This window comes from Bradyrhizobium sp. 27S5, from assembly GCF_037217225.1.
In the GTDB taxonomy this organism is placed as follows: Bacteria; Pseudomonadota; Alphaproteobacteria; order Rhizobiales; family Xanthobacteraceae; genus Bradyrhizobium; species Bradyrhizobium septentrionale.
Map to the genome: position 1 here is coordinate 5,849,696 of NZ_CP147714.1, position 25,630 is coordinate 5,875,325.

At 60.3% G+C, this 25,630-nt stretch carries 26 protein-coding genes and 2 pseudogenes; 7 read left to right on the top strand and 21 right to left on the bottom strand.

Annotated features, from left to right (window positions below):
* Window positions 1–53: 53 nt before the first annotated feature.
* From WDM24_RS27640 to WDM24_RS27650, 3 genes are all read right to left on the bottom strand, one after another.
* Window positions 54–662: an exopolysaccharide biosynthesis protein gene (locus WDM24_RS27640; RefSeq protein ID WP_338827993.1), complete on the bottom strand. Its 609-nt coding sequence runs from the start codon at window positions 660–662 to the stop codon at window positions 54–56.
* A gap of 285 nt (window positions 663–947) precedes the next feature.
* A complete protein-coding gene (locus WDM24_RS27645; protein WP_338827994.1) occupies window positions 948–1,091 on the bottom strand; it encodes a hypothetical protein in 144 nt (47 codons plus the stop codon).
* Window positions 1,092–1,552: 461 nt separating this feature from the next.
* On the bottom strand, window positions 1,553–1,759 hold the full coding sequence (locus WDM24_RS27650; RefSeq protein ID WP_338827995.1) for a helix-turn-helix transcriptional regulator: 207 nt from the start codon (window positions 1,757–1,759) through the stop codon (window positions 1,553–1,555).
* 194 nt (window positions 1,760–1,953) lie between these two features.
* Here WDM24_RS27650 and WDM24_RS27655 point away from each other — a divergent pair, with 194 nt between their 5' ends.
* Window positions 1,954–2,250, top strand: coding sequence for a hypothetical protein (locus tag WDM24_RS27655; RefSeq protein ID WP_166298072.1), 297 nt, complete (start codon window positions 1,954–1,956; stop codon window positions 2,248–2,250).
* 11 nt (window positions 2,251–2,261) lie between these two features.
* Here the strand turns inward: WDM24_RS27655 and WDM24_RS27660 are convergent, their stop codons facing one another.
* Window positions 2,262–2,477, bottom strand: a complete 216-nt coding sequence (locus tag WDM24_RS27660) for a DUF2274 domain-containing protein (RefSeq protein WP_166298073.1) — start codon at window positions 2,475–2,477, stop codon at window positions 2,262–2,264.
* Window positions 2,478–2,480: 3 nt separating this feature from the next.
* Window positions 2,481–2,936: pseudogene (locus WDM24_RS27665) on the bottom strand (TrbI/VirB10 family protein); the annotation flags it as partial.
* Window positions 2,937–3,256: 320 nt separating this feature from the next.
* Here WDM24_RS27665 and WDM24_RS27670 point away from each other — a divergent pair.
* Window positions 3,257–4,150, top strand: coding sequence for a 3'-5' exonuclease (locus WDM24_RS27670; protein ID WP_338827997.1), 894 nt, complete (start codon window positions 3,257–3,259; stop codon window positions 4,148–4,150).
* Between the two features lie 581 nt (window positions 4,151–4,731).
* Here the strand turns inward: WDM24_RS27670 and tnpC are convergent.
* From tnpC to WDM24_RS27695, 5 genes are all read right to left on the bottom strand, one after another.
* A complete protein-coding gene (gene tnpC, locus WDM24_RS27675) occupies window positions 4,732–6,303 on the bottom strand; it encodes an IS66 family transposase (RefSeq protein WP_338832434.1) in 1,572 nt (523 codons plus the stop codon).
* Window positions 6,304–6,376: 73 nt separating this feature from the next.
* Entirely contained in the window at window positions 6,377–6,724 is a 348-nt protein-coding gene (tnpB, locus tag WDM24_RS27680) for an IS66 family insertion sequence element accessory protein TnpB (protein ID WP_338827160.1), read from the bottom strand.
* On the bottom strand, window positions 6,721–7,128 hold the full coding sequence (gene tnpA / locus WDM24_RS27685; RefSeq protein ID WP_338827159.1) for an IS66-like element accessory protein TnpA: 408 nt from the start codon (window positions 7,126–7,128) through the stop codon (window positions 6,721–6,723). Before tnpA ends, tnpB begins: the two co-directional genes overlap by 4 nt.
* 160 nt (window positions 7,129–7,288) lie before the next feature.
* Complete coding sequence (locus WDM24_RS27690) at window positions 7,289–7,465, bottom strand: hypothetical protein (protein WP_338827998.1); 177 nt, start codon at window positions 7,463–7,465, stop codon at window positions 7,289–7,291.
* 1,141 nt (window positions 7,466–8,606) lie between these two features.
* Window positions 8,607–8,819 carry a hypothetical protein gene (locus WDM24_RS27695; protein ID WP_338827999.1) on the bottom strand — a complete coding sequence of 71 codons (213 nt, stop codon included), beginning with the start codon at window positions 8,817–8,819 and terminating at the stop codon, window positions 8,607–8,609.
* Window positions 8,820–9,011: 192 nt separating this feature from the next.
* On the opposite strand from WDM24_RS27695, the gene dinB reads away from it, so the two are divergent.
* Window positions 9,012–10,115, top strand: a complete 1,104-nt coding sequence (gene dinB, locus WDM24_RS27700; RefSeq protein WP_338828001.1) for a DNA polymerase IV — start codon at window positions 9,012–9,014, stop codon at window positions 10,113–10,115.
* A 125-nt stretch (window positions 10,116–10,240) separates the two neighbouring features.
* On the opposite strand, the gene WDM24_RS27705 is transcribed toward dinB, so the two are convergent.
* The 4 genes and pseudogenes from WDM24_RS27705 to WDM24_RS27720 form a co-directional block, all read right to left on the bottom strand.
* The gene (locus tag WDM24_RS27705; protein WP_338828002.1) at window positions 10,241–10,666 is read right to left on the bottom strand and encodes a metallophosphoesterase family protein; all 426 of its coding nucleotides are present in this window, start codon (window positions 10,664–10,666) and stop codon (window positions 10,241–10,243) included.
* A 106-nt stretch (window positions 10,667–10,772) separates the two neighbouring features.
* Window positions 10,773–11,675: pseudogene (locus WDM24_RS27710) on the bottom strand (ribonuclease Z); the annotation flags it as partial.
* Window positions 11,676–11,985: 310 nt separating this feature from the next.
* Complete coding sequence (locus WDM24_RS27715; RefSeq protein ID WP_338828003.1) at window positions 11,986–12,204, bottom strand: hypothetical protein; 219 nt, start codon at window positions 12,202–12,204, stop codon at window positions 11,986–11,988.
* Window positions 12,205–12,243: 39 nt separating this feature from the next.
* The gene (locus tag WDM24_RS27720) at window positions 12,244–12,576 is read right to left on the bottom strand and encodes a hypothetical protein (RefSeq protein ID WP_224741490.1); all 333 of its coding nucleotides are present in this window, start codon (window positions 12,574–12,576) and stop codon (window positions 12,244–12,246) included.
* A 387-nt stretch (window positions 12,577–12,963) separates the two neighbouring features.
* Between WDM24_RS27720 and WDM24_RS27725 the strand changes: the two genes are divergently transcribed.
* Window positions 12,964–13,221, top strand: a complete 258-nt coding sequence (locus tag WDM24_RS27725) for a hypothetical protein (RefSeq protein ID WP_029082564.1) — start codon at window positions 12,964–12,966, stop codon at window positions 13,219–13,221.
* Window positions 13,222–13,388: 167 nt separating this feature from the next.
* Here WDM24_RS27725 and WDM24_RS27730 read toward each other — a convergent pair whose 3' ends face one another.
* The 4 genes from WDM24_RS27730 to WDM24_RS27745 form a co-directional block, all read right to left on the bottom strand.
* Window positions 13,389–14,495, bottom strand: coding sequence for a nitronate monooxygenase family protein (locus tag WDM24_RS27730; RefSeq protein ID WP_338828004.1), 1,107 nt, complete (start codon window positions 14,493–14,495; stop codon window positions 13,389–13,391).
* 31 nt (window positions 14,496–14,526) lie between these two features.
* Window positions 14,527–15,336, bottom strand: a complete 810-nt coding sequence (locus WDM24_RS27735; RefSeq protein ID WP_338828005.1) for an enoyl-CoA hydratase/isomerase family protein — start codon at window positions 15,334–15,336, stop codon at window positions 14,527–14,529.
* A 124-nt stretch (window positions 15,337–15,460) separates the two neighbouring features.
* Complete coding sequence (locus tag WDM24_RS27740) at window positions 15,461–16,618, bottom strand: acyl-CoA dehydrogenase family protein (RefSeq protein WP_338828006.1); 1,158 nt, start codon at window positions 16,616–16,618, stop codon at window positions 15,461–15,463.
* Window positions 16,619–16,620: 2 nt separating this feature from the next.
* The gene (locus tag WDM24_RS27745) at window positions 16,621–17,832 is read right to left on the bottom strand and encodes an ABC transporter substrate-binding protein (protein ID WP_414645772.1); all 1,212 of its coding nucleotides are present in this window, start codon (window positions 17,830–17,832) and stop codon (window positions 16,621–16,623) included.
* 286 nt (window positions 17,833–18,118) lie between these two features.
* On the opposite strand from WDM24_RS27745, the gene WDM24_RS27750 reads away from it, so the two are divergent.
* Window positions 18,119–19,732 (top strand): AMP-binding protein, encoded by a 1,614-nt coding sequence (locus WDM24_RS27750; RefSeq protein ID WP_338828009.1) that lies wholly within the window; start codon window positions 18,119–18,121, stop codon window positions 19,730–19,732.
* 35 nt (window positions 19,733–19,767) lie between these two features.
* On the opposite strand, the gene WDM24_RS27755 is transcribed toward WDM24_RS27750, so the two are convergent.
* Complete coding sequence (locus WDM24_RS27755) at window positions 19,768–20,409, bottom strand: TetR family transcriptional regulator C-terminal domain-containing protein (protein WP_338828010.1); 642 nt, start codon at window positions 20,407–20,409, stop codon at window positions 19,768–19,770.
* A gap of 703 nt (window positions 20,410–21,112) precedes the next feature.
* Here WDM24_RS27755 and WDM24_RS27760 point away from each other — a divergent pair.
* Window positions 21,113–21,850 carry an SOS response-associated peptidase gene (locus WDM24_RS27760; protein ID WP_338828011.1) on the top strand — a complete coding sequence of 246 codons (738 nt, stop codon included), beginning with the start codon at window positions 21,113–21,115 and terminating at the stop codon, window positions 21,848–21,850.
* On the top strand, window positions 21,847–23,409 hold the full coding sequence (locus WDM24_RS27765; RefSeq protein ID WP_338828013.1) for a recombinase family protein: 1,563 nt from the start codon (window positions 21,847–21,849) through the stop codon (window positions 23,407–23,409). Before WDM24_RS27760 ends, WDM24_RS27765 begins: the two co-directional genes overlap by 4 nt.
* A gap of 206 nt (window positions 23,410–23,615) precedes the next feature.
* On the opposite strand, the gene WDM24_RS27770 is transcribed toward WDM24_RS27765, so the two are convergent.
* Together WDM24_RS27770 and WDM24_RS27775 are read right to left on the bottom strand one after the other, a co-directional pair.
* Window positions 23,616–23,960 carry an acyltransferase family protein gene (locus WDM24_RS27770; RefSeq protein WP_338828014.1) on the bottom strand — a complete coding sequence of 115 codons (345 nt, stop codon included), beginning with the start codon at window positions 23,958–23,960 and terminating at the stop codon, window positions 23,616–23,618.
* A gap of 53 nt (window positions 23,961–24,013) precedes the next feature.
* Window positions 24,014–24,955 (bottom strand): acyltransferase family protein, encoded by a 942-nt coding sequence (locus WDM24_RS27775; protein ID WP_338828016.1) that lies wholly within the window; start codon window positions 24,953–24,955, stop codon window positions 24,014–24,016.
* Window positions 24,956–25,630: the final 675 nt, after the last annotated feature.

Consider the following 25,630-nt stretch of genomic DNA (forward strand, 5'->3'; position numbering starts at 1 on the left):
CATTGTCGGCGCGACGTATTGGCAAGCAATCTCGGCGATCGGGTCGTCGCGCTTCATCCAATCCAGTGAATCAAAGCCCCAGCCGACGTCCAGAACGTCCATCCCAAGCCAAGCAAGGAAATCAGCGCCGCTGCCATCGCTATGACCAGCAGTAGACCGTCTTCCTGCAAGTACGCGACCGCAATCAGGACGACTATGACCCCGGGAATGACGTTGACTAAGGGCAACGGCCAGCCCGCCAACAAGGCCAGCAGAAATACGACCAATCCGATAATGCGGTCCGTAACGTCACGACGTGCGTTCCACCGTGGCCGGCTGATGCGCTCAATCGCTTGCAGTAGCGGACGCGTCCGGGCGGTGAACCGTTTGAACCGCTTGAAGTCGAACTGCCGCTTCGACACGAAACGTGGAAATGATGGAGCACTTCGGCCAAGCATCATCTCGACCGCCGGAAACAATAGAGCCAATGTCGCAATCGTAGCCACGCCAGGGACGATCACCAACAGCCCGAGCAACAGCAGGAGCAGTCCGAATGACCGCCTGTCCAGATGGCCAAGGAGCCATTCGAGGTCGACAGGCCCATCCGGTGCTTGCGCGACCAGTTCATCGAGGAGCTGAGAAGTATGGGTAGGCCCAGGAAGGGAAACAGACGAGGAAGGCATTACTCAGCAGGATGGTCGAACTCTGTAGTGATTGCAACGACTGCCAGAGGCGCCTAGGAAGCATTCATGGATAATGATTCCGACCAGGCGTGGCACGACCATGCGCCGACAAGCCCACTGCCCACCGGTCGTCGCCGCTGGCCATGGTTCCTGCTGATCATGGTCCTTGTCCTTGCAGGCGCTAGCGCTAGCGGCCTCTACGCCTGGCCCTTAGTCGCGCCGCTGCTCCCAACGCTTGGCCGCGGAGGTTCCGAGGCAGATACAGCCGCCTCCGACAAGGACGCATTACCGGGTCTCCTTGCGACCCAGCAGAAGCTCGAAGAAGACCTCGCCGCTATCGGCCGGTCGGTCGCCGACCAGCAGGAGCAGTTTAAGGCGATCGTTGACCAGTTGGCGGGCTTGACCTCGAAGGTCGAGGCTCTTCAGCATTCCGCACCTACTCCAGTGCCACCGCCCATTGCTGCCGAGCCAAGTACCGCGATTGCGCGACCTGCTCTTGCCGCGACCACTCAACCCGCACGGAAGCCGCAAAGGCTGCCACGCGGGAATGTCAAGCCCGCGGGTCCCGTCTCGACTGGCGGCGTTCCGCTCACTGCAGCACCCGGCGACGCGGTCCATTGATGCTCCCAGCAACACCCGAGATCGAGGCCATAGAAGAGCATCCGAGGACGAGAAGAAGGCCTGTTTGACACGCTGAGGCCCTAGGTGTTTCAGCTTGAGATCCGGAAATGCACTAGCCCGCAAGACACGCTCGCCGTGGACGACTAGCTTGACTTCGAAAGACGGAGCGCCAACTGATAAGGTTTCAGCGAAGAGCTTATCAGTTCCGAGAGTGGCCTTCGGCCCTCGCTCAAGCCCGATCGCAGGCAGTAAGTCCGACGCACCGAAGGTCACTTCAATAATTCGGTTACGTTTGTGCCAAGCGCCTTCGCTAGCTTCCCGAGCATGGTAACTGAAGCGCTGTAGTCGCCTGTCTCAAGCTGGCTGATATAGCTTCGATCCACCTTTGCGCGAAATGCGAGTTCTTCCTGGCTCCAATTCTTCGCATGGCGAAGACGCCTTAGATTTCGAGCAACAGTTTGCTTCATCTCGTCCATCGAGAACGAGATGCTTTTTGTTGAGCATATTCATCAATTGAGTATACTCAACAAAAATGGAGCGCACCCATGGCACTCGACTTCGAACCCTTTGTAGACCCGCCGATGCGGCAGCGGGAAATGCGTTTCACTTTGGATATCGCTCCCCTCAAACTGGCACGACACTGGCGGCGGTCAGAATCCCGAGCTGCGTGGTGGCAGAAGCGATTCCACTGCATTTGACAGCGTCGCTGACGAGTAAAGGAACGATCATTAGTCGCGCTGAAGTATCTCGGCTCTCCCAGATGACCTCGAACAATGGCTTCCAAGAAGTGCCATTGGCTGAGCTGGTCGAGCAAGTTCTGGCCGCAGATAACCTACGTAGGGATGAGATCGGAGAGCCGGAGCTTGATGCATTGCTTCACGTACTTGAGACTTCAATTCAACGCGTGAGAGCGACAATTGCACTCCTTAAATATCGTAAGCTCGATGATCAATACTCGCCAAGATGATCAGGTCTCATTTATTCGACCTTGCGCGTCACCACTCTTCGTTTGAATGCTGAATCACTGTCGAGGAATGCTTCCAAAATAAACGGTATCAGCTCCGCGACCTCCTCTCGGCTTCCATGCGTCTCCGCATAAAAATCCGCGTACCCACGCAATCGCTTTGCAAGTCCTGGCGCGACCAGAATGTTCATCTTAACTGGGGTCCGATCAGGCAGCTTTGCAAGCTTCATCCCTCATCTACCCTTCGCAACCGGCGGAACGTCCTGGTACGGCTTCAGCACCAGATCCTTCGAAACAATCACCCGCAGCGGCCATCCCGGCCGCACCGTAATCGTCGGCTGCACGTCGAGTTCGCGCTCCACTAGGCGCTGCCCCGCACGATTGGTCGTTTGCTGCGTGCTTTCACGCAAGGCCTTCACGAGGTCGCTTTCGTCATTGCCTATCGATAGTTGGGTCCCCACTCCGATCAAGGTGGCCAGCGCTACGCCCTTGAGCAATTGCCAGGTATGGAAGTCCACCTCATCCTCGAGGCCGGCGTAGCCCGCGACGTCAGTGGCCGGAAGGTTCTCGATCACGATCGAATTGCCGTTCGGCAAGATAAGCCTCGTCCAGACGACCAGCGCCCGCTTCTGGCCAAAGGCGACGACGCTGTCGTATTTGCCCACGAGCCGAGTCCCTTGCGGATAAAAGTGAGTTGGGTGTTCCGTCGAGTCTTATTTCGCCTTTTCCGAATTCTGTGATCGCGGCGGGCCCTAGTCGCGGCACGAGGGATCGACGCCGCGAGGCCGTGAAGCGAAGCGGCACGGTCTACGAAAGCCCGCCCGCAGCCGGCGGCCCGCAGGACTCTTTTGAATCGCCAAGGCGGTTCCAAGGATGCGAGAAAAGCCGGTCTGCTACAGGGTCCCAGCCGCCGGCCAGAGACCTATCCACAGGTGCTGCCGTGCCCGGTCCAATCTGATCGGATAAGGTTGGAAACCATCCGCCAGATAATTTGGGTCCGCCGTCCGATATGACTGTTCAACCGACCTTGGCCGAAATCGCCGGCATGCTGGAGCAGTCGCCCGACTACCGGGTGCTGCGCCGGCTGGTTCCACGCTCCGAATTCACCCCTAGCGACGGGCAATCGACCAGGACCGCGATCCTGCTCGACGTCGAGACCACGGGTCTCGATCCTGTCCGCGACGAGATCATCGAACTCGGGATGGTCAAGTTCAGCTATCTGGCCGATGGAAGGATCGGCCAGGTCATCGACACCTTCAGCTGCTTCAACCAGCCGTCGATGGCCATTCCCGCCGAGATCACCGCGCTGACCGGCATCACCGACGAGATGGTGGAAGGCCACAGCCTCGACGTCGAGCGCATCAACTCCTTCGCCTCCGATGCGGTCGTGACCATCGCCCACAATGCCGGCTTCGATCGCAAGTTCATGGAGCGTTACGCGCCCCTATTCATGCACAAGGCCTGGGCCTGCTCGGTCAGCGAGGTCGAATGGCGCAGCCATGGCTTCGAGGGATCGCGCCTGTCCTATCTCTTGATGAAGGCCGGGCTATTTCACGAAGCGCACCGGGCGGTCGACGATTGCCTTGCACTGCTCGAGATCCTCGCAATGGCCCTGCCCCAGCTCGATCGTACCGTGCTCTCTGTTCTGCTCGAGCGGGCCCGCCGCAAGACGATCAGGATCTGGGCCGAGCAGTCGCCGTTCGAGCTCAAGGACGAGCTCAAGCGGCGCGGGTATCGCTGGAGCGACGGCGCGGATGGCCGGCCGCGGTCCTGGTACATCGATGTCGACGAGCCCGATCAGGCACCCGAAATCGAATACCTGCAGAGAGCCATCTATCAAAGAGACGTCGAGATCCGGATCCAGATACTCACTGCGTTCGAGCGCTTTTCCGTAAGGGTCTGAACAATCTGCCCCCGGCCGGCGGTCGCAAGGAAGTTCGAACGCGACGCAGCGACGAGGTCCGCCGGCTGCCCGTAGTTGCCAGTGTTGCGATGAATGGCGAACCATCTCTGGTCACGGCTCACTCTGATTATTGATGCGCTACTTGCGTCACGATCGGCGACTGGGAAGGAGAGGAGCATAGGCCCATCGAGAGACGCCACACTGTCAACGCGGCGGTGGCGGGGAAAAGCGATTGCGCTTGACCGTTTGCTCCTATCTTTTGACTTGCAACCAGGGAGTATTTTGACGCGGCGTAATGCTCTCGTCGGCCAACCGGTGTCCAGACTATCGACGAGCCAGAAAAACCCCTAGCAGGAATGCGAAGGCGAGTGATTGAAGCGGAGCCGCTCTTGTCGCTTCGGTCAAGAGCTGCAGCCACCGATCCTGCTGCGGCAGAGGTTCGAACACGGCGTCTTCAGCCATTCGACGGATCGCTTCTGAAGCCTGATCTATTCGCTGCTCCGGCGTAGCAGTTGGTGCAATGGTACGCATCCGGTGACGGCCCCCGGTCAGCTCACCTTGGGCGGATGGCTGATTTGCGCTCAAGCAGCGTGGGCGACGCTCTGAGGGCGCCAATTCCAAGGCAGGAGTTCGTGAATGCGTTTGGCGGGATGATCCGGCAAGCGGCCGAGCACATCGGCGAGCCAAGCCTGCGGATCGATGTCGTTGAGCTTGGCGCTGGCGATGAGGGTGTAGATGGCCGCGGCGCGTCGGCCGCCCTCATCGGAGCCTGCGAAGGTCCAATTTCTTCTTCCCACGGCGACAGCTCGTAGCTCGCGCTCGGCGGCATTGTTCGACATGCAGAGCCGCCCGTCATTAAGGAAGCGGGTGAATGCGTCCCAGCGATTGAGGCAGTAATTGATCGCCTTGGTCGTGTCGTTGTTCTTGGAGAGCTTGGCGCGCTGCTCGCGCAACCACGCCTCCAGCTCAACGATCAGGGCGCGGCTACGCTCCTGGCGCACGCGCAGGCGCTCCTGCGGCGCAAGACCGTTGATCTCACGTTCGATGGCGAACAGGACATCGATGCGCTTGACCGCCTCGGCCGCGATCGGCGCCTTGCTGAGCCGTGCCAGATCAAAGAACTTGCGCCTGCCGTGCGCCCAGCACGCGGCCTCGATGATTGGGCCTGCTTTGCGATTGGCCTCGTAAAGCCTGCTGAACCCGGCGTAGGCGTCGGCCTGCATCAGTCCGGCATAGCCGGCCAGATGCTGCTCCGGATGCTCACCACCGCGGTCCGGCGAGTAGAAGAACACAGCCGCCGGCGGATCTGGCCCGGCAAACGGGCGGTCGTCGCGCACATAGGTCCAGAGCCGGCCGGTCCGGGTCTTGCCCTTGGCCAGGACCGGCACCGTGGTGTCGTCGGCGTGGATGCGCTCGGCCGCGAAGACGTGGCTCCGGATCGCATCTACCAGCGGCATCAGGGTTGCGGCGGAGGCGCCCACCCAGTCCGCGAGCGTCGACACGTCGAGGTCGACGCCTTCACGTTGATAGACGTCGCTCTGACGATTGAGCGGCAGGTGCAGGCCGTACTTGGCGAACAGGATATGGGCCAGCAGCTTGGGCCCCGCACGCCCGCGCGCAATCGGATGCGAGGGGGCCGGCGGCTGGGTGATCGCTTCGCAGGCCCGGCAGACGAGCTTCTCGCGCACATGCTGGATCACCTTCCACTGGCGCGGAATGAGCTCCAGCGTCTCGGTCACGTCCTCGCCGATCTTGCGCAACCGGCTATCGCCGCAGCATGGGCAGGTGGCAGGCACCGGATAGACAAGGCGTTCCCGCGGCAAATGCTCCGGCAGCGGCCGGCGGGCCGGCTTGCGGCGCTCGAACGATGGCACCGCAATCTTGTCGGCTGCCATCTGCGCCGCCGTCTCGGCTTGCGCCGCGTTCTCCTCCAGGTCGGCGAGCTGCAGCTCGAGCTGGTCCAGCAATGCGCCGCGCTCGGAGGACTGTCCGAACTGCTCGTGCCGCAGCTTCCTGATCGCGAGCTTGAGCTTCTCGATCAGCAGTGTCCGTGCCTGAGCCTCCGCCTCCGCGGCCAAGCGGGCCGCTCGCTCGGCGCGCAGCATCGCCTTCAGCGTCGCCACATCGTCGGGAAGAGAATCATCGGCGCCCATCGCCGACCAGAGAATCACAAGATGCGGTCTCTGTCCGAACTGCCGATCGTGCTATCGATTCAAATCCCAGCGATCAGCCAGCCGCCTGCGGCCGCCACGTGTGTTGCGGCATCCGCCAGTCAATGCCCTCCAGTAGGTAGCCAAGTTGGGCTGGGGTGATACTCACCACGCCATCAACCGGTGATGGCCAGAGAAAACGGCCGCGCTCTAGCCGCTTGGCGTAGAGCGACATGCCTAATCCATCGTGCCAGAGGATCTTGATCAGCTTGCCGCTCTTGCCTCGGAACACGTAGAGGTCGCCGCCGTGCGGGTCGCGCCTGAAGGCTTCCTGCACCAGCATGGCCAGCGAGTTCATGCCGCGACGCATGTCGGTGTGGCCGGTCGCAATCCACACCCGCACGCCCGACGGGATGGGGATCACCGCAGCCGTCCATCTGCCAGCGCCGCGACCACCGCCTTCAGCGTCGCCGCGTCGACCGCGCCAGTAATCCGCATCCGAGCTCCGGCCGCAAACTCGATCTCGATCGCCCCGCCGGCCGGCTCGACTGGACCAGGCGTCGCCCCCGATTCCGGTACCAGCATCGCCGGTATGAAGCTCGTGTGCTGATCGGCGGCATCCGCCGGCTCGGGACGAAACGCTCGCCGCCATCGCAGCAGCAACGAGCGCGAAACGCCATATCGCCGCGCCGTCGCCGCGACCTGGCGCGGCGCCTGTAAGCTCTCCAGGACGATCTTGAGCTTCTCATCCTCGGACCAGCGCCGTCGCCGGCCTGTATCCACTACTTCGAGCCGTTCGACTTGGGCACTGCGCCTATCACTGTCCATAAGGACAGTTCTCAACAACACGCCTCACTCGGCAAGGCGGCCTTCACCGGACGGATACGTGCAATGGGGTTTCCGTCAGTCATATACGCTTCCTTGCGCCCGGTCGCGGCGCTCGCCATCGTCCGTCATCACACGCACCAGTGGACTCCTCGCACGAGCGCTAACGTCCAGTGAACGCTGACTGTTCCTTGGCGTTCTGGGATTCGCTCCCGAATATTTGCCTTGGGCCAACTTCCAGGTTGATCGCCGCGGCATCGGCACGCTTCAATTCTTTTGCCACCATTTTGGCCTGCCCTTTGGTGACAAATACAAGCAGTAGCAGCCGGTATTGCGCCACATGGCAATACCCTCCTTCTGCATCGAAAGCCGCTCTAGCAGCTCTGACCTCGAGCCCCGGAGTTGGGGCCGTCCGTAACTTGGAAAAGCGGACGGCCCCTGCCAGCCACTTCCAATTGCCCCTGCCTCAAACAGAAGCGATAGCCGACCAAACAGGAACGTAAATCAGGTTGCTCCAGTTTCGCGCTGCAACGCGGCCATTCGTTTGCGTCTGACCTATTTGAGCTAAGGCCGCATCAGTTCGTCCGCCGTTAAGAAAGTGATGGTCTTCAGAATGCCGGGAGCCAGCGATTTAGTTCTCTCTACCCGGCCAGTATTTCGCCCTGGTGGCGATCCAGCGCTCCGCAGGCTGAAAATGAGGCGTCTTGATCGTCATGCCGCTGAATATGCGCTGCTGATCGTCAACATTCCAGTACGCTGCGGTTAGCAGAAATAGTCCATTTAGAGCATGACCTTCTGGCACAAGGTGTATGACCTAAACGGACTATCAAGATCGCAAAGGCGGTCGCAGGAGACATGCAACTCGCACGAGATTGGGCCAGCTCCGTATTCGCACGGATACAGCGACATGCCCTTGAGGCCCATGATGGATCGCTCGGCGAATAGCGTATGGGGAATTTCGCTATGCCAACGATGTCCAGGCAAGAGATAGATGCGCTCGCATGCAAATGTGACGTTTGCGGTCGCCGCATGGCCCTGTTGGCCGAACTACCGTCCGTTGGCAAGTACGAAGCCGTCCATGTATTTCGTTGCCATGGCTGCAATTCGGTGAAGTCGGAGCAAGAGGTTCGGCGCTAGTTCGAATACTCACCGCCGACTTCGATTGCGGCGCCAGGGCGCAGTCAAATCGGCCTACTGCAGCCCTGCCCTCGCTGACGCAACCAATCGCTTCGCCAGGTTGCGGTGGTGGTAACCATGCCGCTGCACGTCGTCGCGAATGCTGTGGCTGACGGACCGGACGAAACGCTTCTGTTTGCGCCATCGTCCGGAAATCGCCGAAGGGATAGATCCGCCTCGAGCAACAACCAGGAGCTCGTTGCTCCTGTTCAGATAAACGTCATACATGGAGTCCCCGCTTATGTGCGCATGCCCGATAGTTCCGAGCGGCTTCAATTGCGAAACCGCGGACCCTGCATGGCTTATTATGCCGGACGCCCTTCCAGGAGTCCCCGCAGTGCCTGGCGAGCGACACGCTGGAGAGCTCCAAGCGTCTTTTTCTCTTGCTGGACTGCCCGCAGCAGCTTCCGCGCAATGAACTTCCTGGTCTCGTGGCCACCGCCGTTCGGGAGGTCGCGGCAAGCGTCGTCCAGAACAACGTCGAGGTTAGCGGTCGTCCGCTCGTCAAACTTCTTCATGAAAATGCCCATTACAAAAAACAAGCATGCCAGCGAAGCACCAGGCGGTCGCTGCCTGTGGTGACTTCGCCAGGTCCGACAACAAGTCCGCTAGCATGAGCCCGACGAGGTTTGGCTAGCCAGTTGGGAATAGCAGTTTTCCCCGCTCTCCCCGTCATTCCCGCGCGGGGCAGCTTGAGGTATTGTTCCCGAATGAGCTCGTCGGACCGAGCGCGGAACAGCGGCGAGGCCCGCCAGCGCAAGATCATCCATATCGATATGGACGCGTTCTACGCGTCGGTGGAGCAACGGGACAATCCCGACCTGCGCGGCAAGCCATTGGCCGTAGGCGGCTCCGCGGAACGCGGTGTCGTGGCCGCAGCGAGCTATGAGGCCCGGAAGTTCGGGGTTCGCTCGGCAATGCCGTCGATCACCGCGAAGCGTCAGTGCCCGGACCTGATTTTCGTGAAGCCGCGGTTTGAGGTCTACAAGGCCGTCAGCCGGCAGATCCGGGACATTTTCGCCGAGCACACGAAAGTTTTCGAGCCGCTGTCGTTGGACGAGGCCTATCTCGACGTTACCGAGAACATTCAGAACATCCCGCTCGCAACCGAGATCGCGACCGCGATCAGAGCCAAGATCCTTGCCGAAACCGGGCTCACCGCCTCCGCCGGAATCTCGTACAACAAGTTCCTGGCGAAGCTCGCCTCCGACCAACGCAAGCCCAACGGTCAGTTCGTCATCACGCCCAAGATCGGACCCGGTTTCGTGGAGGATCTTTCCGTCGCCAAATTCCACGGCATCGGCCCGGCGACGACAGCCAAGTTCAACGCCCTCGGCATCTTCACAGGGCTGGACATCCGCAATCAATCACTCGAATTCTTGAGCGCGAACTTCGGCAAATCGGGCACCTACTATTACTGGATCTCACGCGGCGTCGACGAGCGCCCCGTGCGGGCAAATCGGGTCCGGAAGTCGATTGGCGCCGAGAACACATTCTCGGCCGATCTGGCCGCGTTCGATGCCCTGGCGGCGGAGCTCCAGCCGCTCATCGACAAGGTCTGGCGGCATTGCGAAAGCACCGGCACCCGCGGGCGCACAGTAACGCTAAAGGTCAAGTTCTTTGATTTCGAGATCATTACGCGCAGCCGATCGATATCAGCCCCGGTATCAAGCCGCGTTGACCTCGAGCGCCTGGCTATCGGCCTGCTGCTGCACGAAATGCCCTTCCGGAAGTCCGTACGCTTACTGGGCGTCTCGCTCTCCGCGCTCCATGACCAGGATCAAGCGGGACCTCAACTGGACCTGCCAATTTGACGCTATCGATCAATGCGGTCGGCTTTCTCGAAGACACGCTGGATGCCGAACCCATCACCACGTTGGACAGGCCGAGCCGCGGGCCCTTCGTCCCTCATATCCGTGCGCCCGCACACCCGCACAGTTCAACGGGCCGCAAGGTCATGGATGACCGGTCGCAGGCCGTCAGGCGTAATATCGAGCGTCGCAAGCGTGATCGGCAACTTGAACCGCCGAGGGCCGGCGCTGCCGGGATTGACGTAGAGTACGTTGTTGACTGTGTCGACCTTCGGCACGTGAGAATGGCCGGAGATGATGATGTCTATGCCGCGCTCAACGGGGTTGATTCGTAGCGTCTTGAGATCGTGCAATACGAAGATCGTCCGTCCCACAAGCCGTACGAGCTCAGTGTCAGCATAGGCGCTGGCCCAATCGCCGCTGTCGATGTTCCCCCTGATCGTTGTGACCGGCGCGATCCGGCGCAGCGCCGTGATAATGCCGGGCTGACCAATGTCACCGCCATGGATGATGTGGTCGACGCCAGCCAGCGCACGCTCCGCTTCTGGCCGCAACAGGCCGTGCGTATCCGAGATGATGCCGACCCTGAACGCCTTCGCGTTCGCCGGGATCGCGGTTTTCGCCGCGGGGGAACCGATGTTGTCCAAGAGGGATCGCCTTGATGGTAATGGTTGTGAAATCTGTCGCAACGCGGCTATTCGGAAAGGCCCGCGTAGCCTCTGCCAGGATCTCTTCATCCGGATAGCGCCCCGAGATGTGTGTCAGGACGAGTTGCTTGACGCCGTTTGCCGCCGCCAGTAATGCCGCCTCCGCCGCGGTGAGATGTCCGTAGTCACGCGCGAGCTCAGCATCGCGCGCCAGGAAGGTGGCTTCGATGATCAGCATGTCGGCCCCCTCCACATACTCCGCCAAACCGTCGGTCGTCTCGGTGTCGCCGACGATCACAAGTTTCCTGGCCCCTTCGGGCGGCCCCAGAACGCTCTCCGGAGCGATGGTTCGGCCGTCGGCCAGGGTGATCGAGCGGCCCTCAACCAAGTCCTTCCGGATCGGCCCGTCAGGCACGCCGAGTGCCGCCAGGCGGTCAGCGCGAAGGTGGCGGCGTGGCGGGCTCTTGAAGTCGAAAGCGTAGCTGTCGGTGTCGCGATGACGGACCGGGAAGCAGCCGACCGAAAATTCGTCGGCGTCGAGGACCAAGCCCGGCTGCAGCGGCACCAGCTCCAACGGGATCGGCGCTCTGCCTTCGCCCCAGAGCCCGGCCAACATCCTGACGACGACATCGAGCGTGCCTGGACTGCCGTGGATGGTCACGAGATCCTCGCTCTGACGCAGCCGAAGCGTTGAAAAGAGTCCTGGAATCCCGAGCACGTGGTCAAAATGCCCATGAGTGAGCAGGAGGCGATCCAGCCGCCGGAAGCCAGCGCCGCTGCGCAATAGCTGCCGCTGCGTCCCCTCCCCACAATCCACGAGGATCCGATGGCTTCCGGCCTCGACCAGAAGGCCCGGATGATTGCGTTCGGCGGATGGCACGCTGGCCGAGCTGCCGAGAAAAGTCAGGTTGAACATGATCAGGCCAACTTACCTCGCAAGCAGCGGGGCTTCAAAGCCTGCGAACGGAGCCCGCTCCAGAATAGACCTCGACACCGCCGAGAGCCGTCCTTCGGCAGTCCGCGGATCGGACAAGGGCGTGCCGCGGATAGATCCATCCATTCCAGCAATTCCGGCCGATTTGCCCATTTGCGCCCCATCTATCGACCGACCTCCGGCTGCCGGGAACCATCTCAAGGATTCGCGATTTCCTTCCTGCTAGACATTCGGCAGGAATTGGACCGCCTCCGCTGGTTAGCGAGACGTCATCATCAGCAACCAAACTCGGCTAATGGACATAAAGGCAAAAAAGCATCTTGCCCTTTGCTTTCTGGCGATCTTCAACGCCTTTCCAGCCGCCCATGCCCTTACCCTGGACGATATCAAGGCTAAGCTTGAGGCCGCGGGCTATACGCAAATCCGGGAGGTGCCATCCGGCAAGATCAAGACGTTCAAAGCAACGCGGAATGGAAAGGTTAGGTCCATTCTCGTCGATAGCACCGGTCATATCCAGGAGCTGCAATAGATCGCTGCCTCAACGCCGGCTTCACACGCGCAGCCGCAACGAGATTTCGCTACTGGCGAACGCCTTGTCCGGCGTTAGCACCACCATGTCGACTACAGTCATCGAGCCAGGCTGGCTGTAGACATATTTGATGTGCCAAAGCGGCCCGACATCAGGTGAGATGACAAAATCTCCGGATTCAAGCGCTCTGGCAATCGTCCTGACCGCCTCGCTATTCCTTATCGGAAGAGAAAACACCGCGTCCATAAGCGCAGCAAGACTCACACCGTCAGCGAGGAAGGCGCGGGCAACGTTGTCCCCGTGCGCATGTCGAAGAGCCGACACGATGGCGGCGACTGCTTCCGGGTTCTTCACTCTAGACGCCTTGCTGAGCCATAAGATGGCTGGCACTCGGACGTACCGGGCTGATCCCAACCTTCTTATAATCCAGCGGACCACCCATTGGTAAGGCTCCGAACCGGGTCGGGAAATCGAGCTACTCATCGATAGCGCTTCACACCAGGAGGAAGGCGGTCGGGTCGAAGGAAAGCACCATGACGCGCTTTTGCTCGAACGCTGACATGAGACGGCAATTCGCTCGCCGGCCCCTCAGGAAACCATCCTTAACCGCGATACCTACGCGCGAAGACGGCGATTTCCGCGAGCCAGCGGAGGCGCTACACAAATTGCAATGCCCCCTTGTCCGCGTCGGAGCCGTAAATATCTGTGGTGCAGGCAACTGATTATCCTCGCGGTAGCAAAATGGACCTGACCGAAATCCAGGATTACGCCATCCAGGCAAGAATGGCCCTCGCGGTCGGCGCGGGAACGTTCGATCGTGTATTCGCCGGGATCCGGTTCGCCGAGGTCGACGGACCGCTGCTTTACGTCTATGCCAAAGATGAGGCCACTGCATCGGAGATCGAGGACAATTTCGCCGTGCATATCTCGATCGTCGCGTCTCAAATTCTTTGCCAGGATATCGACGTCGTTGTCGTGCTGCCGAAGGTGCTTAATTAGCGCGAAAGGGCCCCCACTTGGGGGAGCCCTTCAAATCCATCAAATCAACGTTCAAATCAACATTAGTGCCGGTGTTTCATCAAAACGACCCCGCGGTGGTCGTGGTGATGATGCCAACCGCCGTGATGGCCGCTTCACGATGACTGCTCCGGCGTCTGCCGCCGGCCCTAAGCAGTGGCGCTCAGACCCTCAAGGACTGCAACGCATTCGGATTTCATGCCGTCCATGATGTCACGGATCGACCGTTCATCTTTGATCCTGCCGACCACTTGTCCCGCCATATAGCCCATGTAGTCGGCCGCATTGGCCAGTTCGAGCCGCTTCAGCGCTGGAGCGACGAGCAGTTTTTGAGCCGCCAGCGGCAGGGGCTCCGGTGCTCCCGGCTCATCCCACGCATCCGTCCACTTGCTGCGGAGCCCCCTCAGCGGTTTGCCGGTGTCGTACTTTCTCTGAATCGCGTCCTGCGAACGCGCCGCGATAAATCGCTTGCGCATATCAGGGGATAGCTCGCTCTCTGAAGATCCGAGCCAAATCGTGCCGCACCATACGCCCTCGGCGCCGAGTGCAAGGGCGGCTGCGATATGGCGCCCGCTGCCAACGCCACCCGCTGCAAGAACTGGTATCGGAGAGACGGCATCAACCACTTCTGGCCATAGCACCATGGAGGAGATCGTACCGGTATGCCCCCCGGCTTCGCTTCCCTGCGCGACGATCAGATCGACACCTGCGTGCACGTGCTTGAGCGCATGTTCGGCACTGCCTGCCATGGCGCCAACCCTGATGCCATGGCCGTGCAGCTTGTCGACGACATAGGCCGGAGGCGCCCCCATCGCGCTGAGCACAAACCGGGCCTGCGGATGTTTGACGACGATCTCCAGGACTTCGAGGACGCCCTCTTCCGTGTGACCATGGCCGGGCGGCTTTTCACGCAGCATCTGCGCCTCGACATCCGGGGGCAGCGCAGGTATGCCCGCATCATCGAGAATCTTCTCGACGAAATCGATATGCTCCTTCGGCAGCGCCTTGAGCCGCTCGGACAGCGGCACGACCTCGCCGACCTTGTTTGCGAAGAGGACGTCAATGCAGTACGGACGTCCGCCGGTCTTCTCATCCATGTCGGTGAGAATTCGCTCGAGTTCGTCCGGTTGATAGTAACTGGCCGCCAAAGCGCCCATGCCGCCGGCATTCGTCACCTCGATTGCGACCTCCGGCTTGTGCGTGAAGCCGAATATCGGGACCTCGATTCCGAACATTTCAGTGATGCGGTTGCGCATGGGCATTCCAATCTTCGAGTTGCAGGTAAACTCAGGACTGACCGAATCTTGGTCTGCGCTTTTCCTTGAACGACGTCGTCGCCTCCTTGTGGTCAGCGGTCTCGAATGTCACCTGTTCGAGGGCCATCGAAGCCTCCAGCAGCATGTTGACGCGCTCCTTGACGATCTGGTTGATCGACAGCTTGGTCCAGCGAATGGCCCAGGTCGGACCGTTCGCGAGTTCGACCGCGATCTCGCGAGCCCTCGCCAATACTTCCGCGCGCGGTGCGACATGATTGACCAACCCGATCCGCTCCGCTTCGTGGCCCTTCAGCAGCGTGCCGCGGATTAGGAACTCCTTGGCCTTGTTGATGCCGATCAGCAGCGGCCAGATCACGGTGCCGCCATCGCCCGCGACCAGGCCGACGCGCGAGACGTGGGTGTCGCCGATCCGGGCATCCTCCGCCATCACACTGATATCGCAGAGCAGCGCATGGGTAGCCGCAAGCCCGATGGCATCGCCATTGATCGCGGCAATGATCGGCTTGTCGAGCTCGAGCTGGCGGGTAACGCCGCGGCGGCTGATCATGGGGTCATGCACCTCGCCCTCTTCGAGTACGTCGCCCCCCGGCCGCTCCGACATCGCCTTGACGTCGCCACCGACGCTGAAGAAATCGCCGGCGCCGGTCAACACGACAACATTGACAGCCCGATCGTCGGCCAGATCGTCCCAGATCGTCCGCAACTCGCGGATCAGCTTCTGATTGATGGCATTGCGCGCCTGCGGGCGGTTCAAGGTCACCGTCGCGACCTTGTCCGCGATCTCGATCTTCAGGCACTCATATTTGGCGTACTGGCTCATCCCTGTCTCCGGCTTGTGATCATGCTCAGGCCTCGAGGCCCCGATCATCGAGTCTGCGGCTTCCTGCATCATCGCCAACGGCCTACGTCGCCCGACTGTGGAGCGGTCGTGGCCTCGTCCAACATCAAAGCGTCCGCGCGATAAGCTCCTTCATGACCTCATTGGAGCCGCCCCAGATCTTTTGAATTCGCCCGTCGCTCCACATCCTGGCGATCGGATAGTCGAGCATGTAGCCGTAGCCGCCGTGCAACTGGACACAGTTATCGATGACCTCGCACTGCTTCTCGGTCGCCCACCACTTTGCCATTGCCGCGGTTTCGCCATCGAGCGTTCCGGCGATCAGCCGGTCGATGCAAACTTCAACGAAGCTGCGTGTGACGGCCATCGCAGTCTTGGCCTCGGCCAGCACGATCCGCGTGTTCTGGAAATCGATCAGACGTTTGCCGAATACCTCGCGCTGCTTCACATAGGCCACGGTCTCGGCCAGCGCCGCTTCGCCCAGGGCCAGCGCCTGCATCGCGATGTTGATGCGTTCCTTCGCAAGCTGTTCCATCAGCTGATAGAAGCCGCGGCCTTCGACGCCTCCCAGCAGATTGGCAACCGGAACCCGCGCGTCCTCAAAGAACAGTTCAGCCGTGTCCTGTGCCTTGAGCCCGACCTTGTCCAGCCTGCGGCCGCGTTTGAATCCGGGCGTCTCACCGGCCTCAATCACCAGCAGGCTGAAGCCGCGGACACCGGCGTCCTCGCCTATATCAGTCTTGACCGCGAGGCAGATCAAGTCGGCGGTGTGACCGTGGGTGATGAACGTCTTTTGCCCGTTGACGATATACGTGTCGCCCTCGCGGCGCGCCCGGGTTCGGATCGCTCGCACATCGGACCCCGCACCGGGTTCGCTCATCGCAAGTGCCGCGACCAGATCACCGCGCGCCATGCGTGGCAACCAGCGGCGCTTCTGCTCTTCGGTGCCGTACTGCGCGAAGTACGGTGCCAGAATGACGTTCTGCAACGGGACGCTGAAATCGGGGAATGCGATCCGCGCCAATTCCTCGATGATGACAGCTTCGTGCCGGAAGCTGCCTCCGCCGCCTCCATATTCTTCAGGACTGCTGGCGCAGAGCAGCCCGAGCGCACCCGCCTTCCGCCACAGCTCCCGATCGATGTATCCCCTTGTCCGCCAAGGGTCGGCGTTCGGGACTACCTCTTCCGCCAGGAAGCGGCGGACGGTCGTGCGGAACAGATCGAGCCCATCGGGGTCGGATGACGCTAGCACGGGGGCGGCCACGATTATTGACCGACCAGAGGGCAGCCGCCCCGGTCGATGGGCCGCACCGCCTTGTCCGCCGGGATGACGGCAATCTGCTTGTAATAGTCCCACGGGCGCGTCGATTCCTTTGGCGACTTGACTTCAAACAAATAGAGATCCCTCATCACGCGGCCGTCGGCCCGCAGCTTGGCATCGCGCGACATGAAGTCGTTGATCGGCATCTCCCGCATCTTGGCCATGACCTTGTCGGGATCCTTCGAGCCGACCGCCTTGATCGCCTTCAAATAGTGATTGACGACGCTGAAGGCGCCGGCCTGGACCTGTGTCGGCATGGCGGCCATCCGCTCATAGAACCGTTTGGCGAAGGCGCGCGTCTCGTCGTTCTGGTCCCAGTAGAACGCCTCAGCCACGATGATGCCCTGTGCGTCCTTGAGGCCAACGCCGTGGATCGCATCGATCGTGGCCATCAGCGCCGCGAAGCGTTGTCCCCGCGACTTCACGCCAAATTCCTCACCCTGCTTGAGGACCGTCGCGAGATCGGCACCGGCCTCGACGAGCCCGATTACCTTTGCTTTGGAAGACTGGGCTTGCAGCAGAAACGACGAAAAGTCCGTCGATGCGGTCGGCGTGCGAACCGAGCCGATCACGGTACCGCCCTCGGCCTTGACCGCAGCGGAGGCGTCACCTTCAAGGCTCGCGCCGAACACGGTGTCGTTGGTCAGGAAGAACCAGCTGTTTTCGCCGCGGTTCACCAGGCCGCTGGTTGGCCCGTGGCCCAGCGAATAGGTGTCATAGGTCCACTGCGCCACATAGGGTGAGCATTTCGCTCCGGTCAGTTCGGAGCTCGCCGCAGCGTTGAAGAGAGCAAGCTTCTTCCTGGTCCGCGTCATATCGGCGATGGCGAGAGCCAGTCCCGAGAACGGAACGTCGATGATCGCATCGACATTCTCCTCGTCGTACCATTTTCTGGCGATCGCCACGCCGACATCGACTTTCAACTGGAAGTCCGCCGAAACGATCTCGACCGGCTTGCCGAGCACCAATCCGGCGTCTTCCGCGGCAAGCTTTGCCGCCTCGACACTGCCGCGGCCGCCCGCGGCCGAATAGACCGAGGATTGATCACCCAGAACGCCGATCTTCACCGGGGTGTCTGGCTGCGCCCATGCTACCGGCGCGAAACTCCAGCTCGCAACGAGCAGTGATGTGACCGCGGTTCCCGTCCTCTTCCGCAGCATGCCGACACCTCCCTAGTCTCGATCAGTTTCTTTTGCCCAGCCCATCATGGCATAATTTGTCGGACGTTCAACAAAATTGTTGTTGCCTTCCCGCGGCCCCGCTTTAGGATCGCCACAACGCCGAAAAAGCCGGAGCTGGCCATCAATGGCCCCGACTTCACATCGGCACGCGTCCGCGAGGCGCGCGTCCGACCAATGACAAGGCGACGGTCGCCGCTGCGTTCGAACGGGCTGAAGCGTCCGATCCGACCGCCGCGCGACGAATACGGGAGAGCGACGACAGGTGGCCGACACGATTTTCGAAGCATTTCGGGAGAGCGTTGCCGCGGCACCGCGCAATGAGTTTGTCTGCGTGCCCGTGGGAACATCCTATGCGCCCGATGGCCTTAAATGGACCTATGCCGAGGCGATGCAGCGCGTGCTGCCGCTCGTCGAACTCTACAGGCAGGCGGGATACGGAGGTGGACATCGCGTCGCCCTGCTCGTTGAGAACAGGCCCGATTACTTCCTTCACCTGCTCGCTCTCAACGCGGTCGGCTCCAGCGTCGTCCCTATCAACCCTGACCATCGCCACGCCGAGCTGCTCTACCAGATGAGGCACAGCGGCGCCGTGCTCGCGGTCGCCCTCCGCCGTCACATCGACCGGTTGACCGCGGTCGCAACTGAGCTGGCGAACCAGTTCGTTGTTGTTGCAGCAGACGACTTGCCGGAGCGGCTGCCCTCGCCTGCATGGTTCGCTCCGTCAGGATCTCTCGGTCGCGATACCGAGGCTGGCGTCTTCTACACATCGGGCACAACCGGTCGCCCGAAGGGCTGTCTGGTTACGAACGACTACTGGCTCTCGGCGGGCGAATGGTTCTTCACGCTCGCGAGGAGCGGCGGCCGCTTCTCCATCGAGCCCGGCAGGGACCGGCTGTTCAACCCGATGCCGGTGTTCCACGTCCACGCCGGAGTGGTTGCACTCATGCCGATGTTGCTGTCGCAAGGCTGCGTGATCCGCCCCGAACATTTTTCGGCGAAGCGGTGGTGGCGCGAGGTTTCGACCAGCCGCGCCACCATCGTCCACTACATCGGCGCCGTGCCGCAGGCCCTGATCGCGATGGACAGGTCCGCAGGTGAGCGGGCGCACAGCGTGAGATTTGGCTTTGGGGCGGGAATGGAGCCTGCCATCCATCGGGAATTCGAGGAACGCTTCGGAATCCCGCATTTCGAAGTCTGGGGTATGAGCGAGGTCGGACGGTGGACGGCTAATGATCACGAGCCGCGCCCGATCGGAGTCCGAGCAATCGGGCGTCCGGTCGCCCCCCTCGAGGCGAGAGTGGTCGATGAGCACGACCGCGAGGTGGCTTCCGGTACCGAGGGCGAGCTCGTCGTTCGACTGTCGGGCGAAGATCCCCGACGAGGCTTTTTCGCCGGTTATCTCGACGATGCGGCAGCGACCGAGGCGGGGTGGCGCGGCGGCTGGTGGCATTCAGGCGATATCGTCCGCCAAGACCAGGCCGGGATCATCTATTTTGTCGACCGGCGCAAGAACATGATCCGCAGAGCCGGCGAGAACATTGCCGCCACCGAAGTTGAAACCGTGCTGTGCCGGCATCCTGCCGTTCGCCAGATCGCGATCCTGGCCGTTCCTGACGAAAAGGCCGGAGAGGAGATCTTCGCCTGTGTCGTGCCGGCTTCGGGTCACACGGCCGACCTAAAGCTTGCCCAAGGCATCGTGGACTATTGCAACCAGCAGCTGGCCTACTACAAGGCGCCCGGGTGGATGCTGTTCCTGGACCGGATGCCCCTCACCGCGACTGAAAAGATCAACAAGGCGCAGATCTTCGCAGCCGGCCTTGACCCTCGAACCCTTGTTGGCGCGATTGACCTGCGTGCGATGAAGAAGCGCAAATAGCGGTCTGCCTCCCGCCGGCAAACGCGCGAAGAGCGCTACGGGGCCGCGCGCTGTGTTGGGAAGAATGCGTCGAGCAGATCGTGGCATGCCGCCTCTCCCTCTGCGGCCGAAACCGTCTTGGGATCGGCTGCCCATCCGGCCCAAAGACCTTCAGTAAGCTGGGTCAGGGTTAGCGCGAGGCGGTCAGGATTGATCTTGAGGCCGCGAGCATCGGCTGTGCGTTGCATGAGATGGGCCAGTCCGCGACGGTAGGGCCGATAGAGTTTTCGGTAGATCTCGGCGAGCTCGGGGGACCAGCGCGACGTGCTTGCAAGAGCCACCCAGACGAGAACCTTCTCGGGTGTGAACACCGGTGCGCGAAAGCTTGCCGTGACGATACCGCGCAGGCGTTCAAGCGGATCAGGACCGGCCGCGTCGGCCGCAGCTCGCGTGGCCTGCTCGAAGTCTTTCGCCACCTCGCCTACGGCATGCAGCAACAAGGCGTCCTTACCGGGGAAATAATGCGCAATCAGGCCGCGTGAGAAACCAGCCGCTTCGCAGATCGTCGCAACGGTCACATCCTTGTAGCCGTGCTCGGCAATCGCCTTCATCACCGCGACGACAAACTCCTGCCGTTTTGCCCCCTGGTCCGAGGATCCCACCGGACGCCCGCGCGTCCGCTTTTCCGCTTTATGCAAGCAGCGCCTCCTTCCTGTTCTGCTAACCGCACTAAATCACTGAATTTCTTTGGATGTCCATTCAATTTCCCGGAAATCGTACAAACGTACCCGTTGCCGGGTATCTGGTCTTGCCCGCCATGAGGGGGAAAAGCTGCAAGGCAGTGCGAGGTAGAATTGGCGCGCGGCGAATGCATCACCACCGAACATGCGGTGTTGGCCGGGCCGCGCCATACTGACCCGGGCAAGGAGCCGTACTGCCACAGCGGCAGCTCTACGACGCGGTGGAGCGGCCTGATCCTTCCATTGAAATCAAACACCGTGAGCTGCGAAATCCATCGCGCTGAGCTGTCACCAAATGGCGCTTGGCGCGGTCAGACGGACCAGGTGCCACAACACAGACGAAATCTGACCGCCATGCTGAACCGCCCAAGATTAGAGCCCAAGTTTGTCCTGGATCGCGGCTCTTGACTATTCGGAAGCGCTTTTTTCAGTCGGATGCGCGGCGGGAGCTTTCCGCCAGATTGATCGCGGGGATTCATTTTTGACGAAGGAGCAGCTCGCCCGAGACGCTGCAGAGATATTTCGATTGCTGCGAGCATTTCGTTCGATCAAGGATCCAGCTGGGCGTCGGCACGTTGTCGAGACTGTCGAGGCATTGGCCAACGGCCGCACAGCCAACAGATCACTCGACGATAAAGCCGGAAAGCCTCATGTCTGAGCAATGTGCAATCTCTACAGCATCACGACCAACCAGGCCGCGATCCTGAACCTGTTTCCGGTCGTCAACAGGTACGTCGGCAACCTAGCCCCTATGCCGGGCGTTTTCCCTGACTACCCAGCACCTATCGTCCGCAATGTTGGTGACGGGCGCGAGATGGTGCTTATGCGCTGGGGCATGCCACCGCCGCCTCGCACGGGTGGCCCACCGGTGACCAACATCCGCAACACGTCCTCGCCGCACTGGCGGGGCTGGCTGAAGCCAGAAAACCGCTGCCTGGTCCCGTTCAATAGCTTCGCCGAATACGCTCCGGAGCCTAACCCGGAGACGAAGAAAAAGGACGTCGTTTGGTTCGCGCTCAACGACGAGCGGCCGCTGACGGCCTTCGCTGGCATATGGACCGAGTTCAAGGGCGAACGCGGCACCAAGTCGAAGCCAATCCCCGGACCTCACCTCGTCTACGGCTTCCTGACGACCGAGCCCGATGCGGTTGTGGCGCCAATCCATCCCAAGGCCATGCCCGTCATCCTCACCACCGACGAGGAGCACGATGTCTGGATGCGCGCGCCATGGGATGAGGCAAAGGCGCTGCAGCGATCTTTGGGCGGCGACGCGCTTAAAATCGTCATGAGAGGCCCAGACAAGGAGATAGAGCCACCTTGGCATAATTTGGTCTGGAAGGCCGCTGCTGCTATAATTTCCGAACGGTTGACAGTGGCCCACGGCGGGCACATCCGATGACAAACAATCTAGTCATTCGGCGGGACAACCTGCCTGGCTCTGAAAAAGCTCGGCGGGCAGCACAGTATGTCCGGATGTCCACCGACGAGCAGGATTACTCAACTTTAAATCAGGAAGATGCGATTGCCGCATACGCCGCCGCTCACGGCATCCAAATCGTTCGGAAATATTCGGACGAAGCGCGTAGTGGCTTGGATTTGAACAGACGACCAGCCCTCAAGTCGCTGCTCAAAGACGTTCAGACTAAGCAGGCCGACTTCGAAGTCATTCTGGTCTACGATGTTAGTCGCTGGGGTCGCTTCCAAGATGCTGATGAAAGCGCGCACTACGAGTATCTCTGCAAGGAGAAAGGCATCCCGGTTATCTATTGCGCTGAAGATTTTGAGAACGATGGTAGCCTTGCGTCGACTTTGCTCAAGACTTTGCAAAGGGTGGACGCCGCGGGCTACAGCAGGCGCCTTTCCTCCAAAGTCTTTGCTGGGCACTGCACTCTAGGCAGTCGCGGCTTTTGGCAAGGAGCGCCCCCAGGATATGGTTTAAGACGGAGTTTGATTGACGCTAGGGGCTCTCCAAGAGTCACTTTGGCCCACGGAGAGCGAAAATTCATTCAATCCGACCGCGTTATTCTTGTTCCGGGGCCGGCCGATGAAGTAGCCCTAGTCCGGCGCATGTTCATATCTTTTGCATTCGACGGAAAGAATGAAATTCAAATAGCCAAAGAATTGAATGAGGAAGGGCACGTCAACGAATTCGGGAGGCCGTGGAATCGAACCACAATCTCGAACATGCTTTCAGACGAGAAGTACGTCGGCAACAACATCTACAATCGCACTTCATTCAAGCTGAAAATCAAGGCGGTGAAGAACCCGCCGGAGATGTGGATACGATCAGTCAACGCGTTTGGGGCAGTGGTCGACGAGCACCTGTTTCAGGCTGTACAACGGAGGTTCGCCGAACTCACAAGACGCAAGTCTGACCAGCACATGCTTGAAAATCTCAGCCACCTTCTAAAGCTAAAAGGTCGCCTGAATAGCACGCTTATCAACAATGCAGAGTCGATGCCGACAACTCAAAGCTATAAGAAGCGCTTCGGCAGCCTCGCAAACGCTTACGAGTTGATTGGATATCGTCCGAGCAAATTTTCCAATGGATCTGCTAAGCGAGAGACTTCATTGAAGCGCCAACGCATTCTGCAAGTGCTTTTCGCGGAGATGCGTCGCCTGGATTTGACAGCCCGCTTCGACTTCAATGCCAGAGCATACGTCGTGAACGACAAATTTAGAGTTCAAATTTACATGCTCCGATGCCTCAAGACCGAACCTGGGCATTTGCAGTGGATTCTAAGGCAACGCCGACAAACCAGTATTGATCTAGCAGTTTCCATTCGCATGGACGCTGCTGAAGGCATCCACGATTTCGTGTTATCGCGTTCTGTTGATTTACCGGGCCGCCAAGCGGGCACGCCCGTAGATGTAAGCCTTCTCGGTGGGGCCTGCTTTAAGACTGTAGAAGATCTGGCAAACGCATTAGCGGACGCTATCGGAAGAACTACGGAATAGCGATCGGCGCCTTCCTGTTTTTGCGCCTCTGTGAGAGCTGCCCGCGGCGGGTCAGTTTTGTGGAATGCCCTGGTAGCGGTAGCGATCCGCAGGCCCTCGCAGCCATTCTGCAGAGGTATGGCCGGCACCTTCCATTCTAGCGGCCACGACCAGTGTATGGCAGAAGCGGCCGCACGAGGCCAAATGAGCGGTCGGCCAGGCACCGGCTAAGCCGCACGTGACTGTTGATTGCGCGGCTTACTGAGCCTGTGGCCGAATAAGATCATCGGCCTCTCGAAAAACCGCCACGATGCCAGCGCCAAAAAGCAAACGACGATCAACGCGCCATATCGCATCGGTTCCTGAGACCAGAGCGGCGGAAGCGGCGGTCGAAGGTGGATGTATACGTAATAGAACACCAGCACATGGATCAAGTAGATCGAGTAAGACGCGTCTCCGAGCGCAACCAACACTTCACCAAAAACGGTCCTCGGCTTGAAGTTCGCCAATCCGATCAGCAGGCAGAACATCGGAAGCGGGTAAAAAGGTCGCGGGAGCAACCATAGCAGCATGAAGCCTGCGACAAGTGGCGCAACGACGCCTGCCCTGCCCGCTCGCGGATGAACTAGAAAAGCAAGGATCCCAAGGATAGCGTGTGGTCTGCCATCGCACACAAGCTCAAAAACGCGATCAGTGCGTAGGTGCCGAGCCTCGGCACAATCAGGGCTGCCGCGAGATAGAACGCGACCTCATGCTGCAGACTCCAACCCACGTCATAAAAGGGATTGCCTTCGGTCGGCAGCAATGTGAGCGAATAGAAGAACGCGCCGATCGTCTGGTTCGGACCCCTGCCGAGGTATCTCGTCAAATACAAATAGACGATCGATGTCCCGATCCACAGCGGCCATATCCTGAAGAACCGCTGCGTCACAAAGCTTGAGATTGCAAACCGTGGCGACGTCACGACCATGCAGATGACGAAGCCGCTTATCGTGAAGAAGAAATGGACGCCGAGTTCACCATAATCACGGAGCAAGGGAATTGGATAAGCGGTATCCGGCGGGAACTGCATCGTGACGTGCCAGGAATGGAAATAAGCCACGCTGAGCGCGGCTAAAGCTCTTCCGACCTGCAACCCTACCAGTTTCTGGCTCATTAATGGGGCACTCTTCAACCTCTTTGATGACGCCGGCCTAATGCACTCACACCCAACCGGCTCTTCGACGAAGCGCCAGTGCCGGATCTGGTTGACCGCGAAACCGGAAATCTCGACGGTGCCTTTCTCGCCCAGGATCGACAGCGAACCCTCGAGATCGGTCGGACGCGCCGCAGTGGTCGCCTCGATGATCCCGAGCGCGCCATTGCGGAACTTCAGCGTTGCGACCGCGGTGTCCTCGGTTTCGATCTTGGCCAGCGCCGTTGCCGCCCGGGCATGCACGCTCACCACATCGCCGAAGAACAACCTCCAGCATATCGACATGATGGCTCCCTCGATGTGATTGCCACCCAGGAGATCGGAATGACGCTTGGCGATGCGCCCGCACCCGAGTAGGCCAAATCTGATCATGCAACAGGCCCTGTCTTGTCTCGCAGCCGACCGTTGCAGCCAACCGAACAGCCGAGGGAACAAGCGGCCTTGCGAGCCGCACGGAAACGTCCATTACCCAGAAAACGTGGGATTAGGCAAGGCGTACAGGCACATCAGACTGAAGGGTCGGTCCCTCCCGCATTTTAGCAAATCGGCAGAATAGGCGTTGGAGCAAGACGTAGGGCTATATTCCGCTCGATCTCGATGCGGCGCTCTTCGACCTCAGGCGGTGAGACCTTTGGATCTGCGTCTTGCTAACCGTGCTAAAGGTCACGCTTAGGAAGGACCGCCTTGCGCCAACTGCGGTCCATCGACGATCCACTTCGACAACCACCAGCTTGCCGGCAGGTCGCGCCCACGCCCGTCTACTGCTGACGGTGAAGCACCCGGTTCGACGTGCTCACATCGTTTGTCTCGGGATTTTCTTTGATCTCCCGGTGTACACGTTGTGCACACGCCGCCCTCTAACCAATTGAAAAGCTTAAACTCTCGCTCCACCAGCACTCACCTGTCCTGCAACTTACGGTTCACGCCCGCCGAACTCAGGTGGCCCGACCCACTTTGAGCGCCTGCTTAAGTTGGCTGTCGCAGGATTATTCTTGATCTCCCGGTGCACACGTCGTGCACACATAGCGGACGCCTGCAGGAAACAAG